At 72.5% G+C, this 18,662-nt stretch carries 14 protein-coding genes; 9 read left to right on the top strand and 5 right to left on the bottom strand.

Annotated elements, in window-relative coordinates; translation table 11 throughout:
* The coding region (locus ACFV4P_RS03990; protein WP_380467135.1) for an IS630 family transposase at positions 1-624 on the bottom strand (624 nt) is incomplete at its 3' end.
* A 34-nt stretch (positions 625-658) separates the two neighbouring features.
* The gene (locus ACFV4P_RS03995; protein WP_380467138.1) at positions 659-1,192 is read right to left on the bottom strand and encodes a GNAT family N-acetyltransferase; all 534 of its coding nucleotides are present in this window, start codon (positions 1,190-1,192) and stop codon (positions 659-661) included.
* 53 nt (positions 1,193-1,245) lie between these two features.
* Here ACFV4P_RS03995 and thpR point away from each other — a divergent pair, with 53 nt between their 5' ends.
* On the top strand, positions 1,246-1,806 hold the full coding sequence (thpR, locus tag ACFV4P_RS04000) for an RNA 2',3'-cyclic phosphodiesterase (protein ID WP_380467141.1): 561 nt from the start codon (positions 1,246-1,248) through the stop codon (positions 1,804-1,806).
* Between the two features lie 122 nt (positions 1,807-1,928).
* On the opposite strand, the gene ACFV4P_RS04005 is transcribed toward thpR, so the two are convergent.
* Positions 1,929-3,695 carry a glycoside hydrolase family 35 protein gene (locus ACFV4P_RS04005; protein ID WP_380467144.1) on the bottom strand — a complete coding sequence of 589 codons (1,767 nt, stop codon included), beginning with the start codon at positions 3,693-3,695 and terminating at the stop codon, positions 1,929-1,931.
* Positions 3,696-3,791: 96 nt separating this feature from the next.
* Between ACFV4P_RS04005 and ACFV4P_RS04010 the strand changes: the two genes are divergently transcribed.
* Both ACFV4P_RS04010 and ACFV4P_RS04015 read left to right on the top strand, forming a co-directional pair.
* Positions 3,792-4,649 carry an AraC family transcriptional regulator gene (locus ACFV4P_RS04010; protein ID WP_380467146.1) on the top strand — a complete coding sequence of 286 codons (858 nt, stop codon included), beginning with the start codon at positions 3,792-3,794 and terminating at the stop codon, positions 4,647-4,649.
* A 225-nt stretch (positions 4,650-4,874) separates the two neighbouring features.
* Positions 4,875-5,867 (top strand): aldo/keto reductase, encoded by a 993-nt coding sequence (locus ACFV4P_RS04015; RefSeq protein WP_380467148.1) that lies wholly within the window; start codon positions 4,875-4,877, stop codon positions 5,865-5,867.
* Between the two features lie 78 nt (positions 5,868-5,945).
* Here the strand turns inward: ACFV4P_RS04015 and serC are convergent, their stop codons facing one another.
* The gene (gene serC, locus ACFV4P_RS04020; protein ID WP_380467151.1) at positions 5,946-7,070 is read right to left on the bottom strand and encodes a phosphoserine transaminase; all 1,125 of its coding nucleotides are present in this window, start codon (positions 7,068-7,070) and stop codon (positions 5,946-5,948) included.
* A gap of 181 nt (positions 7,071-7,251) precedes the next feature.
* The gene (locus ACFV4P_RS04025) at positions 7,252-8,352 is read right to left on the bottom strand and encodes a citrate synthase 2 (RefSeq protein WP_380467153.1); all 1,101 of its coding nucleotides are present in this window, start codon (positions 8,350-8,352) and stop codon (positions 7,252-7,254) included.
* Positions 8,353-8,755: 403 nt separating this feature from the next.
* On the opposite strand from ACFV4P_RS04025, the gene pdxH reads away from it, so the two are divergent.
* From pdxH to fxsT, 6 genes are all read left to right on the top strand, one after another.
* Positions 8,756-9,379 (top strand): pyridoxamine 5'-phosphate oxidase, encoded by a 624-nt coding sequence (pdxH, locus tag ACFV4P_RS04030; protein WP_380468142.1) that lies wholly within the window; start codon positions 8,756-8,758, stop codon positions 9,377-9,379.
* Between the two features lie 281 nt (positions 9,380-9,660).
* The gene (gene fxsA, locus ACFV4P_RS04035) at positions 9,661-9,846 is read left to right on the top strand and encodes an FxSxx-COOH cyclophane-containing RiPP peptide (RefSeq protein ID WP_073811493.1); all 186 of its coding nucleotides are present in this window, start codon (positions 9,661-9,663) and stop codon (positions 9,844-9,846) included.
* 33 nt (positions 9,847-9,879) lie between these two features.
* On the top strand, positions 9,880-12,258 hold the full coding sequence (locus ACFV4P_RS04040) for an FxsB family cyclophane-forming radical SAM/SPASM peptide maturase (RefSeq protein WP_380467156.1): 2,379 nt from the start codon (positions 9,880-9,882) through the stop codon (positions 12,256-12,258).
* Positions 12,255-13,109: an aminoglycoside N(3)-acetyltransferase gene (locus tag ACFV4P_RS04045; protein WP_380467159.1), complete on the top strand. Its 855-nt coding sequence runs from the start codon at positions 12,255-12,257 to the stop codon at positions 13,107-13,109. Before ACFV4P_RS04040 ends, ACFV4P_RS04045 begins: the two co-directional genes overlap by 4 nt.
* A gap of 102 nt (positions 13,110-13,211) precedes the next feature.
* Positions 13,212-14,462 (top strand): TIR-like protein FxsC, encoded by a 1,251-nt coding sequence (locus ACFV4P_RS04050; protein WP_380467162.1) that lies wholly within the window; start codon positions 13,212-13,214, stop codon positions 14,460-14,462.
* A 94-nt stretch (positions 14,463-14,556) separates the two neighbouring features.
* Complete coding sequence (gene fxsT, locus ACFV4P_RS04055) at positions 14,557-18,558, top strand: FxSxx-COOH system tetratricopeptide repeat protein (RefSeq protein ID WP_380467165.1); 4,002 nt, start codon at positions 14,557-14,559, stop codon at positions 18,556-18,558.
* Positions 18,559-18,662: the final 104 nt, after the last annotated feature.

Genomic DNA, 18,662 nt, shown 5'->3' on the forward strand with positions numbered 1-18,662 from the left:
GGGCATTATCGGCAGGACCGGCTGGGAGCGGTCCAGAGCCTGGATCTGGGACTTCTCGTCCACCGAGAGCACGACCGCGCCCTCGGGCGGGTTGAAGTACAGGCCCACCACGTCGTAGACCTTCTCCACGAACAGCGGGTCCGTCGACAGCTTGAAGGTGCTGGTCAGATGGGGCTTGAGTTGGAACTTCCGCCAGATCCGGCCGACGGTGGACCTGGACAGGCCGCTGCGATCGGCCATCGACCGGCGGGACCAGTGCGTGGCGTTCCTCGGGATCTCCTCCAACGTCGCCACGACGACGGCCTCGACCTCCTCCACCGAGATCGTCGGCGGCCGGCCCGGCCGGGGCTCGTCGACCAGACCGTCCAGCCGATCCGCCAGGAACCGCCGCCGCCATTTGCGGACTGTGTCCGCGACGATCCCCAACTCCCTTGCGACGCCGACAATCGAGGGAACATCCGGCCCTGAACACGCGAGCACGATTCTTGCTCGGAGCGCGACTGCCTGCGCGGACGTGGCCCGACGGGTCCACCGCTCCAAGGTCGCCCGCTCCTCATCGGTCAGCAGTAGGGGCTCCAACTTCGGTCCCCGACGAGGAGCGGGCACGCGCGCAGAAGACGTCATGCAACAAATAACGACGAACTACCGACGCAGGACACTAGCAGTCGTGCGGGACGCGTTGTTCCAGCACCTGGCCCGGCCACGGGCCGGCCGGCCGGTCGACGGTGAACGTGGCGGTCCGGGTGAACCCGAGCCGCTCGTACTGCTCGACCAGCCGGCCGCCGCCGCCCGCCCAGCAGTCCACCCGCAGCAGGTCGATGCCCCGGCGACGGGCCTCGCGCAGGGCGTCCGCGATCAACGCCGAACCGATGCCCGACCCGCTGTGCACGCGGTCGGTGACCAGCCAGCGGACGTACAACTCCCGTTCGGCGACCGGCGGGGCGTACGACGGGGCGTCCTCGGAGAGGACGCACATGCCCAGCGCGTCGCCCCCGCCGGCCGCCCGCTCGGCGACCCGCACCAGCTGCTCGCGGCACGCCTCCTCGGCCCGCGCCACGGACTCCGGGCGCTGCGACCACGGCACCGAACCCCACTGGCCGGAGCGGCCCTGCGCGGTCAGCCAGGCGACCGCGCCGTCGATGAGGTGCAGCAGGGCAGGGGCGGAGTCGGGACCTCCGGTGCGAATGCGCATGACATCAGTTTCTATCCGGTGGCGGCCGTCGGACGGTAGGGCAGGATGACCGGATGAGGCTCTTCGTCGCCGTGAACCCGCCCGCCCGCGCCATCCAGGAACTCGCCGCCGCGAGCTCCTCCCTGCGCGAACTGCCCGGCGCGGAGCGGCTGCGCTGGAGCGAGACGGCCGGGTGGCACCTCACGCTGGCCTTCCTGGGGGACGTCCCGGCGGACGAAGTGCCGTCGCTCTCCGCGAAGTTGGCGACCGTCGCCGACGAGCACCCCCCGCTTCGGCTGCGGCTGGCCGGCGGGGGGACGTTCGGGGACCGGGTGCTGTGGTGCGGCGTCCAGGGCGAGACGGCCGCGCTGCGGCGGCTCGCCGGTGCGGTCCGCGACGCCCTGGACGTGACGGACGACCACCCGTTCCACCCGCACCTGACGCTGGCCCGCAGCCGCGCGGGGGCGCGAGGGATGCGGGGGATGGCCGACGTGCTGAAAGGCTTCCGGGGGGTGGAGTGGGAGGCCGGGTGGATCTACTTGATGCGGAGTGAGACGGGGTTCGGTCCGGCGAGGTACACGGTCGTGGAGAGGGTGCGGAACCAGGGGCGCGGGGAACTGCGCGACAAGCGCTAACCGGTCCGCAAGGTCGCGAGCACGTGCAAGCCATTGTCCTGCGTCGCGATCTTGCGGTGGGGTGCCTTCCGCTGCGCGCAGTTCCCCGCGCCCCTGGCCGTGCTCTCCCCGGTGGTGCACTTTCAGCCGAGGTCGGGGGCCTCGCGGAGGTGGATGTGCTGGGGGGCGGCCAGGCCGAGTTCCAGGAGGGTGACGGTGTTGGTGCCCTCGTGGAGGAGGGGCTGGGGGCAGTAGAGGGTGACCTGGGGGCCGCGGCGGTCGTAGCGGCCGAGGAGGAAGCCGTTGATCCACAGGTAGCCGTGGTCGCCGTCGGGGACGGCGAGGAAGGTGTCGCCGGTGGCGTCGAGGTGGAAGGCGCCGCGGGCGAGGAGTTCGGGGGCGGTCTCGCCGGGGGCGTACGTCGCGGCGGGCAGCGGGTCGAGGGCGAGTGGCTGGGCGTGCCAGCCGTGCAGGTACTGGCGTTCGTGGCGGAGGCCGGTGATGCCCTTGGTCTCGCCGACCAGCGGGCCGTAGTTGACCCGGCCGAGGGATTCGACGAGCAGGGTGACCCGGTCGCCGCCGGTCGCGGTGACGTCGGGCGCGGTGACGCCGCGTTCGAGTGAGGCGACGTGCTTGCCGTTGACGTGGAGGGCCGCGCGGTCGCGCAGGTTCTCGACGGTGAGCGGCTGGGCGGAGCTGATCGCGGGCACCGTCGTGGTGTAGCGCACCAGGCCCTGTTCCAGCCCGAGTTCCTCGAACAGCGGCGGCACGGGCGAGGCGACGGCGTCCCCGAACGGCAGCTCCGCGACCTCGGTGAGCTCGACCTCGGCAGCGGCCAACACGGGCGCGGCGGGCGGCAGTTCGGCGACCCGGTCGTCCAAGTAGTGGACCAGCGAAGGGTTTTCGGCCGCGAAGTCGGCGATGACCTGCCGGAAGGCGTCGAACTTGGCGCTGGGCAGGCCGCGTTCGTCGAGGGCGGCGTCGTAGTCGTAGGAGGTGGTGGTCGGCTGGTACGGGGAGTGCGTCCAGTCGGTGGAGTTGAACGGCGCGTCCTCGTGGTTGGCGCCGGCGGTGGTGCCGAAGTTGGTGCCGCCGTGGGCCATGTAGAGGTTGACGGAGCCGCCGGCGGCGAGGATGCGGCGCAGCGAGTCGGCGGCGTCGGCGGTGTCGCGGGTGTGGTGCGGCTTGGCCCAGTGGTCGAACCAGCCGTTCCAGAACTCCATGCAGAACGGCGGGTCGTCGGGGCGGTGGCGGCGCAGCGCCTCGAAGGAGGCCTCGGGGTTGGAGCCGAAGTTGACGGTGGCCAGGATGCCGGGGAGGGTGCCGCCGCCGAGCATGTGGTCCTCGGGACCGTCGGAGGTGAACAGCGGGACGGTGATGCCGCGTTCGCGCAGGCCGTCGGCGAGGTGCTGGAGGTAGACCTTGTCGCTGCCCTGCGAGCCGTACTCGTTCTCGACCTGGACCATCAGCACGGTGCCGCCGGGCCGCCCCCACTGGCGGTCGACGACCTGCGGCAGCAGCACGTCGAAGAAGGCGTCGACGGCGGCCAGGTACGCGGGGTCGCTGGTGCGGGCGCGGCGGCCGACCTCGGCAGTGAGCCAGGCGGGCAGGCCGCCGTTGTCCCACTCGGCGCAGATGTAGGGGCCGGGCCGGACGATCGTCCACAGGCCCTGGCGGTGCGCCTCGTCGAGGAACGCGCCGAGTTCGTCCAGGCGCTCGAAGCGGCCGGGGGCGGGCTCGTGCAGGTTCCACGGCACGTACGTTTCGACGGTGTTCAGCCCCATCGCGCGCAGCGCGGCGAGGCGGGCGGGCCACTGCTCGGGGCGGGTGCGGAAGTAGTGCATCGCTCCGGAGAGGATGCGCAGCGGGCGGCCGTCGAGGCGGAAACCGGTCGAGTCGTAGGTGAGCATGCGTCCTAGCCTGCAAGAAGGCACCGGCCCGGACCATGGACAAAGCCCGGCGGCGTGTTGGACTTGTCCGGGGATTTGTCCCGTGGACGGAGGACGATGGAGCGCTGGTGGCACTACCTGACGCCCGGGCCTGCCCAGTTGGGCACCGGTCTGGCGTGCCTGGGCGTGGGCCTGCAGCGCGGGCGGCTGCCGGTGGTCGGGCCGCGGGTGCTGGACCACTGGGTGGCGGTGGTGGTCGGCTCGGGCCGCGGCTGGTACGCGCTGCCGGGCGGCCGGCGGCTGCCGGTGGCGGCGCCGGCGGTGCTGTGGCTGCGGCCGGGGGTGCCGCACCACTACGGGCCGGACGGGGACGGCTGGGCGGAGTCCTTCGTCGACTTCACCGGCGCGGGCACGGCCGGGTACGCGGAGCTGGGGCTGCTGCCGGAGGCCGAGGTGGTGCCGCTGGACTCCGCGGAGGCCGCGCAGCGGGTGATCGCCCGGATCGCCGCGATCTGCCGCCGGGGCGGGCCGACGGCGGGGACGGAGGCGTCGGTGGCGGTCCACGAGCTGCTGGTGGAGCTGCACCGGCAGCGGGCCGACCTGGGACCGGAGGGCGCGCCGGTGATGGAGGTGCTGCGCCGGGACGCCTGCCTGCCGCTGTCGGTGTCCGAGCATGCCCAGCGGGTCGGGATGGGCGTGGAGGAGCTGCGCCGCGCGGTCCGCGCACAGGGTGCGACCAGTCCGAAGGAGTACCTGCTGACCGTCCGCCTGAACGAGGCGAAACACCTGCTGGCGGCCAGCGAACTGCCGGTCTCGGCGGTGGCCCGCCGGGTCGGCTACCAGGACCCGGCGTACTTCACCCGGCTGTTCACCCGCCGGGTCGGCGTCGCCCCGACGGTCTTCCGGCAGCGCGAGTACCGCGGCGGCGCACCAGGGCCTGCCCTGCCCGTCGGGGAGGGGCCGGAGCAGGGGTAGGCCGGGCGACCGACTAGTCTCGAAGGGTGGACCCGAAGACCCGTATGCGGATCGTGACCGGCGCGTTCGTCCTGCTGCTCGCCGTAGTGATCATCAGCGCCCTCGTGCAGAAGTAGCCCCGGCCGGTTTCGGCGACGGGGCCGGTTCGCGGGCGGCCGATCCGTAGGGTGGGGCGCGACGCGGGCCCGACCGTGGGGCCCGCCGCGACGCAGGGGGCGGATTTCCATGGAGTACACCCGGCTCGGCCGCAGTGGGCTGAGGGTGTCCCGGCTGGTGCTCGGCACGATGAACTTCGGCACCGAGACCTCCGAGCAGGACAGCCACGCGATCATGGAGCGGGCGCACGAGCACGGCATCAACTTCTTCGACACCGCGAACGTCTACGGCACCCGGCCGGGGGAGACCTCGACCGAGGAGATCGTCGGCCGCTGGTTCGCCGGCTCGCCGGAGCGCCGCGAGCGGACGGTGCTGGCCACCAAGGTCTACATCCCGACCGGCAGCCGCCCGAACGAGGGCGGGCTGAGCGCGCTGCACATCCGGCGGGCCTGCGAGGACTCGCTGCGCCGGCTCGGCACCGACCACATCGACCTGTACCAGATGCACCACATCGACCGGCACACGCCGTGGGACGAGATCTGGGAGGCGTTCGGCGTCCTGCGACAGCAGGGCAAGGTGCTGTACTTCGGCTCGTCGAACTTCGCCGGCTGGCACCTCGCGCAGGCCCAGGAGGCGGCCCGCGAGCGGCACTTCCTCGGGCTGGTCGCCGAGCAGTCCCGGTACAACCTGATGACCCGCTGGGCGGAGCTGGAGGTGCTGCCCGCGGCCCGGCACTACGGCATCGGCGTGATCCCGTGGGGCCCGCTGAACAGCGGACTGCTCAGTGGCGTGCTGCGCAAGCGGCGGGAGGGCACGGCGGCGCGCGGGGGCAGCGGGCACTCGGCGGCGGCGCTGGCCGAGCACGGCGCGGCCATCGAGGCGTACGAGAAGCTGTGCGCCGCGGCCGGGGCCGACCCGGCGCACGTGGGCCTGGCCTGGCTGCTCGCCCAGGAGGGCGTCACCGGCCCGATCATCGGACCGCGCACGGTGGCCCAACTGGACGGCTCCCTGCCCGCCCTCGACCTGCAACTGGACGCGGCCCTGCTGGCCGAGCTGGACCGGCTGTTCCCGCCGCCCGGCCCGAACGGCGGCGGCCCCGCGCCGGAGGCCTACGCCTGGTAGCGGGGTCGGTTCAGGCCTGGTCGGGAACGACGAAGGCCCCGGTCCGCGGACCGGGGCCTTCGAGGGGCGACGGGGGTGTCAGTCGTTCAGGTGCTCGACCACGTAGTCGATCGCGCCGGTGAGCTTCTCGACGTCCGCCGGGTCGATCGCCGGGAACATCGCGATGCGCAGCTGGTTGCGGCCCAGCTTGCGGTACGGCTCGGTGTCCACGATGCCGTTGGCACGCAGTGCCTTGGCGACCGCGGCCGCGTCGACCGACTCGTCGAAGTCGATGGTGCCGACGACCTGCGAGCGCTCCTCCGCCTTGGCGACGAAGGGCTGCGCGTACGGGGACTTCTCGGCCCAGGTGTACAGGATCGAGGAGGACTCGGCGGTACGGGCCACCGCCCAGTCCAGACCGCCCTGGCCGTTCATCCACTCCAGCTGGTCGGCCAGCAGGAAGAGGGTGGCGAGCGACGGGGTGTTGTACGTCTGGTCCTTCGAGGAGTTGTCGATCGCGGTCGGCAGGTCGAAGAACGGCGGGATGTACCGGCCGGAGCCGGCGATCTCCGCGGCGCGCTCCAGCGCGGCCGGGGAGAAGGTGGCCAGCCACAGGCCGCCCTCGGAGGCGAAGGACTTCTGCGGGGCGAAGTAGTAGACGTCCGTCTCGCGGATGTCGACGGGCAGGCCGCCGGCGCCGGAGGTGGCGTCGACCAGCACCAGCGAGCCGGCGTCCGCGCCCTCGGGGCGGCGGATCGGCATGGCGACACCGGTGGAGGTCTCGTTGTGGGTGAGCGCGTAGACGTCCACCCCCGCCTCGGCGACCGGCAGCGGGTGGGTGCCCGGCTCGGTCTTGATGACGGTCGGCTCGGCCAGCCACGGGGCGGCCTTGACCGAGGAGGCGAACTTGGAGGAGAACTCGCCGAAGTTCAGGTGCTGCGACTTCTCGCGCACCAGCCCGAAGGCGGCGATGTCCCAGAACGCGGTGGAGCCGCCGTTGCCGAGCACGACCTGGTAGCCCTCGGGCAGCGAGAACAGCTCGGCGACGCCCTGGCGGACGCGCTTCACGATGTTCTTGACCGGGGCCTGACGGTGGGAGGTGCCCAGCAGGGAGGTTCCGGTGGCGGCGAGGGCACTCAGGGCCTCGGGGCGCACCTTGGAGGGGCCGCAGCCGAAGCGGCCGTCGTTGGGCAGATTGTCGGCGGGGATCTGAATCTGAGCCACACCCGCACCTTATCGCCCCGAATTGCCCGGCTGTAAGGCCGTCCGGCCGCTGAGACGTGATCTTCCCGGCACCGGACAGCGCTCACCGGAGCGCGCGCAACCCCTGGTCAGGGGTGGTGCGCGCGCCCGGCGGCGGCGTCAAGGATGCTGACGGTCCGTCAGTTGTTCATCCGAACGGGTGTCAGCGGGCGATCTGGTCCCAGCCCTCGATCTCCTGCGGCGTGCGGGAGCCGGGGCCGATGTAGCGGGCGGCCGGGCGGACCAGCCGGCCGGTGCGCTTCTGCTCCAGGATGTGCGCCGACCAGCCGGCGGTGCGGGCGCAGGTGAACATCGAGGTGAACATGTGCGCCGGGACCTCGGCGAAGTCCAGCATGATGGCGGCCCAGAACTCGACGTTGGTGGCCAGCACGCGGTCGGGGCGGCGGTTGTGCAACTCCTCCAGCGCGGCCTTCTCCAGCGCCTCGGCGATCTCGAAGCGCGGCGCGCCGAGCTCCTTGGCGGTGCGGCGCAGCACCCGGGCGCGCGGGTCCTCGGCGCGGTAGACGCGGTGGCCGAAGCCCATCAGGCGCTCGCCCTTGTCGAGGGCCTTCTTCACGTAGCCGACCGCGTCGCCGGTGCGCTCGATCTCCTCGATCATGCCGAGCACCCGGGACGGCGCACCGCCGTGCAGCGGGCCGGACATCGCGCCGACCGCGCCGGACAGCGCCGCGGCGACGTCCGCGCCGGTGGAGGCGATCACCCGGGCGGTGAAGGTGGAGGCGTTCATGCCGTGCTCGGCGGCGGACGTCCAGTAGGCGTCGACGGCCTTGACGTGCTTCGGGTCCGGCTCGCCGCGCCAGCGGATCATGAACCGCTCGACGATGGTCTCGGCCTTGTCGATCTCGCGCTGCGGGACCATCGGCAGGCCCTGGCCGCGGGCCGACTGGGCGACGTACGACAGCGCCATCACGGCGGCCCGGGCGAGGTCGTCGCGGGCCTGCTCGGCGGAGATGTCCAGCAGCGGCTTGAGGCCCCAGACCGGGGCGAGCATGGCGAGCGCCGACTGCACGTCGACCCGGATGTCGCCGGAGTGGACCGGGATCGGGAACGGCTCGGCGGCGGGCAGACCCGGGGCGAACCGGCCGTCCACCAGCAGGCCCCAGACGTGGCCGAAGGAGACCTGGCCGACCAGGTCCTCGATGTCCACCCCGCGGTAGCGCAGCGCGCCGCCCTCGCGGTCGGGTTCGGCGATCTCGCTCTCGAAGGCGACGACACCCTCAAGGCCGGGTACGAAGTCCGACATGTAGAACGGCTCCTTCAGTGATCCGACACGACGTACGGCCGTGGTGGGGCGGCACGCCGGTGACCGATGGTGGTTGGCACTCGGTGTCAGAGTGGCAGGCACGGAGTGCATTGCGCCATACACCACGACGGTGATGTTTCCCCCATGGGCCGCTCGAACCCCTGGCGTCTCCGGCATCGTCGGCGGATTTTCCGGGGCGCTCCGGTGGAAACCGGACGAATCCCCGGGCAGTGGGTCGGGTTGCGGTGGCGCGCCACCTTATCCCCAGGTGTTTGCGCGGACGTAGCGGCGCTCGGCGCTTGTCGTACGGGATGATGTTGGGGTGCCTAACGCGGAACGCCACAGCCACCCGAGCGCCCTGTCCACGCCGACCGAGGAACGGCCCGGTCCGGACCTGACCGTGATGCGCAAGCATTACCAGCACGAGGGCCTCTCCGAGGACCAGGTGGCCGAGGACCCGTTCCGGCAGTTCGCCCACTGGTTCCACGAGGCCGTGGAGGCCGGCGTGGTCGAGCCCAACGCGATGGTGCTGTCCACCGCCGACGCCGAGGGCCTGCCGTCCTCGCGCACCGTGCTGCTCAAGGGCTACGACCCGCGCGGTTTCGTGTTCTTCACCAACTACGGCTCCCGCAAGGGCACCGACCTGGCCGCCAACCCGAACGCCTCGCTGCTCTTCCCGTGGATCGGCCTCGCCCGCCAGGTGGTGATCGGCGGCCGGGTGGAGAAGGTCGGCCGGGACGAGACCGCCGCGTACTTCCGTACCCGCCCGCACGGCTCCCAGCTCGGGGCCTGGGCCAGCGAGCAGTCCAGCCCGGTGGCCGGCCGCGAGGTGCTGGAGCAGCGCTACGCCGACCTCGCCGCCCGCTACCCCGAGGGGGAGGGCGTCCCCGTCCCGCCGTTCTGGGGCGGCTACCGGGTGGTCCCGCGCACCGTCGAGTTCTGGCAGGGCCGGGAGAACCGGCTGCACGACCGGCTCCGCTTCGTCGCCGAGGGCGACGGGTGGCGGGTCGAGCGGCTCTGCCCCTGAACCGCCGGTCCGCCAGTTCGAGACTCGGGCTCTAGCACGGACAGGCGAGCGAAGGTACCGCCGACCAGGTGATTGTCGAATTCCTGGCATTCCGTCAACTCCCTTGCGGCCCACGGGAGAAGGCCCGGATAGAGGTTTTCGATCAGAGGCCCGGTGGATCGCGGCGGCGCTATGCTGGCCCAGGTGTCATGCCGCAGTGAACGACACTGCGGCTTCGGCTTGCGTTACGACGGCTGCGGCGCTTCCCCCGTTCCGCACGCCTCAGTGAAGAAGGCAACGCCATGACCACTGCACTCGCCGCCGGCCCGGCCGAAGACCTGACCGGGGCCCAGGTCGCTCTTGAGCACGCCACGCTGGCCGACCTCGCCGCACTGGATGTCGAAGATCTCACCGCACAGATCGAGCGGGTACTGCCGGCCGCGGCAGCCCGTCAGGTGGCGGTGGCCGCCTTCCAGTCATCGATCTGACCGGGTAGGAGTTGCCGAACCGATCCGCCCGTCATGTCCGTTCCCGTTCCTTTCAGCCAATTCGTGCTGAAGGTCCACAGCCGCTGTGACCTGGCCTGCGACCACTGCTACGTGTACGAGCACGCGGACACGAGCTGGCGCGGGCGGCCCCGGGCTGCCGCGGACGAGGTGCTGGAACGGGCCGCCGGGCGGATCGGCGAGCACGCCGCGACCCACCGGCTCCCCGCCGTGCACGTGGTGCTGCACGGCGGGGAACCGCTCCTGGCCGGCCCCGCCCGACTGCGCCGGACCGCCGAACTGCTGCGCGCCGCACTGCCGCAGGGCTGCGTGCTGGACCTGCGGATCCACACCAACGGCGTGCTGCTGAGCCGCCGTTACTGCGACCTCTTCGTCGAGCAGGACATCAAGGTCGGCATCTCGCTGGACGGCGACCGCGCAGCCAACGATCGGCACCGTACCTTCGCCGACGGCCGCTCCAGCCACGCCAAGGTGCTGGCCGCGCTGGCCCTGCTGCGCGAGCCGGAGTACCGGCACCTGTACGCCGGGCTGCTGTGCACCATCGACGTCGCCAACGACCCGGTCGCCGTGTACGAGGCGCTGGTCGCCGAGCAGCCGCCGAGGATCGACTTCCTTCTGCCGCACGCCACTTGGGACCACCCGCCGGCCCGGCCGGAGGGCGCCGGCCCGACGCCGTACGCCGACTGGCTGCTGACGATCCACCGGCACTGGACGGCGCAGGGCCGCCCGGTGCCGGTGCGGATCTTCGACTCCGTGCACCGCACGCTGCGGGGCCGCTCCAGCCTCACCGAGTCGCTCGGGCTGGACCCGGCGGACCTGGTGGTGATCGAGACCGACGGGACGCTGGAACAGGCCGACAGCCTGAAGACCGCCTACGACGGCGCGCCCGCCACCGGCTTCGACGTCTTCGCGCACAGCCTGGACGACGTCGCCCGGCACCCGGGGATGGTGGAGCGGCAGTCCGGCCTGGCCGGGCTCTCCGAGCAGTGCCGCGGCTGCCCGGTGGTCAGGTCCTGCGGCGGCGGCCTGTACGCCCACCGATACCGAACCGGCGGGGGCTTCGACCACCCGTCCGTGTACTGCGGGGACCTCTTGAAGCTCATCACCACCATCCGCGACCGGGTCTCGGCCCCCGTCGCCGTGCCCGCCCAGGCCCGGCAGCCGCTGACCGACGAGCACCTCGCCGAACTGGCCCGCGGGCTGGGCGGCGCGGGCGCGGTCGGCGCCCTCGCCGGGGCCCAACTCGCGCTCTCCCGACGGCTGGTGACCGCCGTCGGGGCGAGCGGGAACAGCCCTGCCTGGCAGCTGCTGGTCGAGACCGACACCCGCGCGCCCGCCGCGCTGGACGCGGTGCTGGCCCACCCGTACACGCGCGCCTGGGCGGTGCGCAGCCTGGGCGGCGACGGGGGAGACCTCGGCACGCTGGACGAGCTGGCCGCCGCCGCGGCGGCCCGGGCCCGGACGGAGTTCGAACTGATGCTGCCGGTCCGCTCCGGACGGCTGCACCTGCCGACCCTCGGGCGGCTGCGGCTGGACGGCCGCACCCGGGCGGTGCTGCGCGGCGACGCCGACGGGCTGTACTGCGGGGAGCACACCGTCCGCTGGGACCGGCCCGGCGACCACCTGTGGCAGCCCGTCCGGCGGGTCGCGCTGACCGGGTGGACGGTCGCCCTGGAGGACGTCGACCCGCAGCGCGACAGCCACCAGTGGCCGGTCGCCGAACGCCTCGCCGACGCCGAATTCCTGGACTGGGCAGGCGCGTTGCGGGAGGCGTGGGAGCTGCTCGGGCGCGACCTGCCGGAGTACGCCGAGGGCATCGCGGCGGGTCTGGGCACCGTCACCCCGCTCGCCCCCGGGCCGGCCGGGCGCGACATCAGCGCCGCCGCCCGGCAGGCGTTCGGCGCCGTCGGCATCGCCCGGCCGACCACCTCGCCCGTGCTGGCGCTGCTGCTCGCGCACGAGTTCCAGCACGTCAAGCTCGGCGCGGTGCTCGACCTGTACGACCTGTACGACAAGGACGACCAGCAGCTGTACTACGCGCCGTGGCGGCCCGACCCGCGTCCGCTGGAGGGGCTGCTGCAGGGCACCTACGCGCACCTCGCGGTCGCCGCGTACTGGGCCGGGCGGGTCCGGGCCTTCGACGGGATCCGCGGGGACGCCGCCACCACGGCCCGCCTCCAGCTGGCCACCTGGCGGGCGCACACCGCGGACGCGATCGGGACACTGGCCGACTCCGGCTCGCTCACCGCGCTCGGGCTGCGTTTCGTCGAGGGCATGCGGGAGACGCTGGCGTCCTCGCTGGCGGTGCCGGTCGGCGCGGCCACCGAGCGGGCCGCGAAGGAGGCGGTCGCGGCCGGCCTGGCGGCCTGGCGGGACGCGGCGGGCCGGCCGTGACAGCGGTCGGTGCGCGGGCCACCGCCCCGCGCACCGGTGCTTCGGCCCGGCGGCCCGGCGAGGCCCGCACCGTTCGCCAACTGGTCGACGACCTGCGGGCGCTGGGCGTGCGCGAGGGCGAGACGCTGCTCGTGCAGTCCTCGCTGAGGGCGCTCGGACCGGTCGCGGACGGCGCGCACGGGGTGGTGAAGGCGCTCACGGCGGCGCTCGGGGCGGACGGCACGCTGGTCGTGTACACCGCTACACCCGAGAACTCGCTGACCTCCCCGTCCTACCGGGCCGCCACCGCCGGGCTCACCCCCGCCGAGCTGGCGCTCTTCCACGACCGGATGCCCGCCTGGGACGCCGCGACCACCCCGGCCTCGCCCACCATGGGCCGGCTCGCCGAGGAGGTCCGGCTGCTGCCCGGCGCGCTGCGCAGCCCGCACCCGCAGACCTCGTTCACCGCGTACGGCCCGGCCGCCCGGGAGCTGACCGCCGTCCACCCGCTGGCCAGCCACCTCGGCGAGGGCTCGCCCGCGCACCGGCTCTACCTGGCCGGTGCGCGCTGCCTGGCGATCGGCGTCCCGGTGTGGTGCTGCACCCCGCTCCACCTGCTGGAGTACTGGCAGCCGGAGCTGCCGCCGCAGCAGTACAGCTGCGTGGTGCGGGCCCCCGACGGCGGCCGGAAGTGGGAGCGGTTCACCGGCCTCCGGTTGGAGGACGCGCATTTCCCGGCGATGGGACGGGAGCTGGAGCGCGGCCTGCCCGACCTGCGGCGCGGCCCGGTCGGGGACGCCGACTGCTTCCTGCTGCCGATCCGCGGAGCCGTCGATGTCGCCGCCAACTGGTTTCCGAACAGGCCGATATGAACATGTGTCAGATCAAGGCCCTATTCCATTCGGGCCGTCGACCTTCCTACACTTGAGACCCTTTCGGGGAATCAGTGACAGGCGGGCTCGGGGGAGGCGCGTGTGAACAGCCCAGCGGTCCGGGGAAAGGAAGCGCCGCGGCCGTACTTCTTCCTCAGCTACGCGCACACCCCGAGAGTCAACTCGCGGGGCGCGGCCGACCCCAACCTGTGGGTGGCGAAGCTGCACCAGGACCTCTGCGAGGCGATCCTGCAGATCACCGATGCACCCGCCGGGCACCCGATCGGCTTCATGGACCGCTCGATGCACCAGGGCCAGAAGTGGGCCGAGCGGCTGTCGCGGGAGCTGGCCAGCTGCCGGGTGTTCGTGCCGCTGTACTCGCCGAGGTACTTCAAGTCCGAGGCGTGCGGCCGGGAATGGCACCTGTTCAGCCGCCGCTCGGTCTACCAGCGACGGCCCACCACCGAGCGGATGACCGGCATAGTCCCCGCGCTGTGGGTGCCGATGGACCACTACCCGCTGCCCCGGGTGGCCGGCGAACTGCAGTTCAACCACGACAGTTTCGGCCCGGACTACGCCGCCGAGGGCCTGTACGCGCTGATGAAGATCGCCACGTACAGCTCGCAGTACCACACCGCGGTGTGGCGCCTCGCCCAGCGGATCGTGGACGTCGCCGAACAGACCGTCATACCGGCGGGCCAGGTATTGGAGTTCGAGTCGCAGCCCTCAGCCTTCGATCCGCCCGACTCCGCCGACCACGTGCGGATCTCGGTGTTCTCGTACCGGCAGCCCGAACTCCCGCCGAACCGCAGCGCCGCCTGGTACGGCGAGCAGCGCACCGACTGGCAGCCGTTCAGACCGGACTCCGGCCGGCCGCTCGCCCAGGACGCCGCCGACGTCGCCCGGAACATGGGATTCCAGCCCACCGTACGGGAGTTCGAGGAGGAGTCCGAGCACCTGCTGACCAGCGAACGCCCCTCCGCGCCCTGCGTCCTGCTGGTCGACCGATGGGCGTTCCTGGACGGACGACGGGCCGAGGCGGTGCGACGGCTCGACCGCCGCAACCTCGGCTCGGTGGCCATCCTCGAACCGTGGAACCGCGACGACCAGCAGAGCCGCGACCACGAACGGATGCTCAACGAGATCGGCGACAGCGTGCTGACCGTCAGCCGCGGCGCCCGCCAACGACCCAGCCTGCGCGACGAAGGCCCGGGCGGCGCGCCCGGCAGCCTGGAGGAGTTCCGCGGCGAGATGGAACGCGCCGTGATGCGCGCCTGCACCGCCCACGAGCAGCAGCACCGGGACCGGCCGCCCGAAGGACCCACCGACCGCAGACCGACCATCGGCCCCTGAACGACACCAGCAGAACGTCGGACGGTCGGGACTCCGTCCGACGGCACGGCGTGCGGGACACAACGGGCACCAAGGGCCCGGGGGAGGGAACGTCATGACCGAGAGGCCGGCGAAGGGCCCGCAGATCCAGGCGCGCCGCCGCGACACGACCGTCGAGAACAGGCACGGACGGATCGTCACTTTCTACTCCTACAAGGGCGGCACCGGCCGCACCATGGCGCTGGCCAACACCGCCTGGATCCTGGCCGCCAACGGCTACCGGGTGCTGGTCGTCGACTGGGACCTCGAAGCGCCCGGCCTCGCCCAGTTCTTCCGGCCGTTCCTCAACCCCGAGGTGGTGGCCGCCACCACCGGCATCATGGACCTCTTCGCCGACTACCTCGAAGAGGCCCGCCGCCCCATCGACCGCGACCCCGAGTGGATCGAGGACTTCGCGCGGATCCACCCGCACGCGCTCTCCCTCGCCTGGCCGCACTTCCCCGGCAGCGGCCGGATCGACCTCGTCCCCGCCGGACAGCAGAACCGCGACTACTCCGTCGCCCGGCTCGACTGGGACCTGCTCTACGAACGCTACGAGGGCCGCCGCTTCATCCAGTCGCTGCGCGCCGACATGAAGCGCCGGTACGACTACGTGCTGATCGACAGCCGCACCGGCCTCACCGACACCGCCGACATCTGCACCGTCGAGATGCCGGACGACCTGGTGGTCTGCTTCACCCTCAGCGACCAGTCCATCGACGGCGCCTCCCGGATCGCCCGGGTCATCGAGGACCGCTACGGCGACCGCGACATCCGGATCATGCCCGTCCCGATGCGCATCGACGAGGGCGAGAAGGAGAAAGCCGACGCCGGCCGCGCACTCGCCCGGATCAAGTTCGCCGGACTGCCCGCCGGCTTCGCCGAGAGCGACCTCGCCCGCTACTGGGCCGGCGTGGAGATCCCCTACCGGCCGTTCTACGCCTACGAGGAGATCCTCGCCCCGTTCGGCGACCAGCCCGGCCTGCCCGGCTCCATGCTCGCCGCCAACGAACGCCTCACCCGGGAGATCACCCAGGGCCGGGTCGCCGGACTCCCGCCGATGCCCGAGGACCTGCGGCTGCGCCACCTCGACGGCTTCGCCCGGCGCCGCCCCACCGCCCCCGCCGACCTCTACCTCAGCTACGTCCCCGAGGACCGGGCCTGGGCGGACTGGGTCTCCGCGCTGCTCACCGACGCCGGATACCGGGTCGTGCCGCGCGACGTCGGCGCGGGCGCCAACCCGCGCGAGGCCACCGGCCGCGGGATCGACTCCGCGTACCGCACCGTCGCCCTGCTGTCCGCCGCCTACCTGCAGTCCCCGCAGGCCCAGGCGCTGTGGGACCGCACCGTGCTCGCCGACCCGGCCGGCGCCCGCCGCCAGCTCATCCCCGTCCGGGTCTCCGACGTGCGCCTCAACGCGCCCTACAACAGCCGCAACCCGGTCGACCTGATCGGCCGCGACGAACAGGCCGCCGCCACCACCCTGCTGCGCGCCCTCGGCCGCAACGAGACCGAACTGCCCGAACGCACCCCCGGCGCGCCCCGGTTCCCCGGCACCAAGCCCACCTACTGGGAAGTCCCGCAGCGCAACCACTCGTTCACCGGCCGGGTCAAGGTCCTCGACGACCTGCGCGCCCAACTCGCCGGCGGCACCACCGCCGTGCTGCCGCCGCCGCAGACCCTGTACGGCCTCGGCGGCGTCGGCAAGACCCAGGTCGCGCTGGAGTACGCGCACCGGTACATGTCGCACTACGACCTGGTCTGGTGGATCGACGCCGAGCAGAGCGAGAACGTCGTCGTCGACCTCGCCGAACTCGCCAGCCGGCTCGGCCTGCGGGTCGGCGACAACGTCAACGAGGCCGCCCAGGCCGCCCGCGACGCGCTCCGCCAGGGCAACCCCACGCCCAACTGGCTGCTGATCTTCGACAACGCCGACGAGCCGTCCGAGATCCGCCGGTTCTTCCCCGACGGCCCCGGCCACATCCTGGTCACCTCCCGCAACCAGGGCTGGTCCGGGCAGGCCGGCGTGCTCAACGTCGACGTGTTCGACCGCACCGAGTCCGTCGACCACCTCACCCGCCGGGTCCGCGGCCTCGCCCGCGCCGACGCCGACCGGGTCGCCGAGGCCGTCGGCGACCTCCCGCTGGCCGTCGAGGTCGCCGCCGCCTGGCTGGAGACCACCCGCACCCCCGTCGACACCTACGTCAGCCAGCTCAAGGCCGAGGCCACCCGGGTGCTCGCCGCCGGCGAGACCCCCGTCGACTACCCCACCCCCGTCGGCCTCACCTGGAACGTCTCCATCACCCGGCTGCGCGAACAGTCCCCCGCCGCCGTCCGGCTGCTGGAACTCTGCGCGTTCTTCGCCCCCGAGCCGATCTCGCTCAAGCAGTTCTTCTTCTCCGAGCAGATGCGCCTCGCGCTCTACCCCTACGACGAGGAACTCACCGACACCTTCCTGCTCGGCAAGGTGCTGCGCGCCGTCAGCCGCTACGCCCTCGCCAAGACCGACGCCGGCTCCGACTCCTTCCAGGTCCACCGGCTGGTCCAGGCCGTCGTCCGCAGCGGCATGACCGACGCCGACCGCAACATCGCCGCGCACCAGGTGCACCGCATCCTGGTCAACGCCCGGCCGCCCCGCGGCGACACCGACGACCCCGCCAACTGGCCCACCCTGGAGAAGATCTGGCCGCACCTCGCGCCCTCCCGCGCGCAGGACTGCGACGAACGCGAAGTCCGCGAACTCCTCATCGACCGCGTCCGCTACCTGTGGAAGCGCGTCGACCTCTCCCAGGCCCTGCAACTCGGCCGCCAGCTCGACGAGGCCTGGACCGGCCGCTCCGAGAACGAGGCCGACCCCGTCGAGAAGCGCACCTGGCAGCGGCAGATCCTCAGCCTGCGCCTCCAGATCGCCAACGTGCTGCGCTCCCAGGGCGCGTACAACGACGCCCTCGAACTCGACCAGGCCACCCTCGCCGGACAGCGCGAACTGCTCGGCGAACACCACCCGTACACCCTGATGACCGCCAACTCGATGGCCGCCGACCTGCGCTACCTCAGCCGGTTCCAGGAAGCCCTCGCCCTCGACCTCGACACCTACAGCCAGTTCGTCGAACTCTTCGGCGAGGACGACCCGCGCACCCTCACCGTCGCCAACAACCTGGCCATCGACCACCGCCTGGTGGGCAACAGCCGCGAAGCCCTCGAACTCGACCAGGACACCTTCGAACGCAACTCCGCCGTCCGCGGCTCGCACCACCCCTACACCCTCGGCACCAAGTCCAGCGTCGCCCGCGACCTGCGCGAACTCGGCGACTACAAGGGCTCCGTGGACCTGTTGCGGGAGGTCACCGAGGCCTTCGCCGACCTCACCCAGTCCGACCTGCCGGAAGAACTCCGCAACGCCAAGTCGCTCGCCGTCTCGCTCCGCCGCGCCGGCAAGTACGCGGAGGCCCGCGAACTCACCGAACGCACCTACGAACGCTACGTCGACCTGTTCGGCCCCGACTTCGCCGACGCCCTCGCCTGCCGGCTCAACCTCGCCGCCGACCTCAGCGCCGCCGGCGACAAGGAGACCGCCAGGGACATCGCCACCGACGCCTACGAGGGCCACCGGCGGCTCTTCGGCGACGAGCACCCGTTCACCTACGCCTGCGAGAACAACCTCTCCATCTACCTGCGGGGCTCCTCCGACGTCGCCGGGGCGATCAGCCACGGGCGCAGCGCGACCGAGGGGCTCGGGCGCGTCCTCGGGCACGAACACCCGTTCACGCTCAACGCGAGCATCAACCTGGCGAACGCGCTGGCGGAGAACCGGGAGCTCGCCGAAGCCGAGGCGATGGCTCGCGCCGCGTACGGCGGGCTGGTCACCCGCTACGGCGCCAACCACCCCGACGCGCTGATCTGCCAGGCCAACCTCGCCATCACCCTCCGGGTGGCCGGCCGGCGCAGCGAGGCGGAGAACCTGCGCATGCAGGCCATTGCCGCGCTCGTCGAACTCTTCGGCGAGGACCACCCGTCGGTCCTCGCGGCCCGCAACTGGCAGCGCAGCAACCGCGACCTGGAGCCCCAGCCGCTGTAAGGGAGCATACGCAGGGGATCGCCAACAGGGGCGCGGGGAACTGCGCGAGGCGGAAGGCAACCACCCGCAAGGTCGCGAGGCAGGACAATGACCTGCACGTGATC

It is taken from the genome of Kitasatospora sp. NPDC059795, assembly GCF_042732175.1.
GTDB lineage: Bacteria > Actinomycetota > Actinomycetes > Streptomycetales > Streptomycetaceae > Kitasatospora.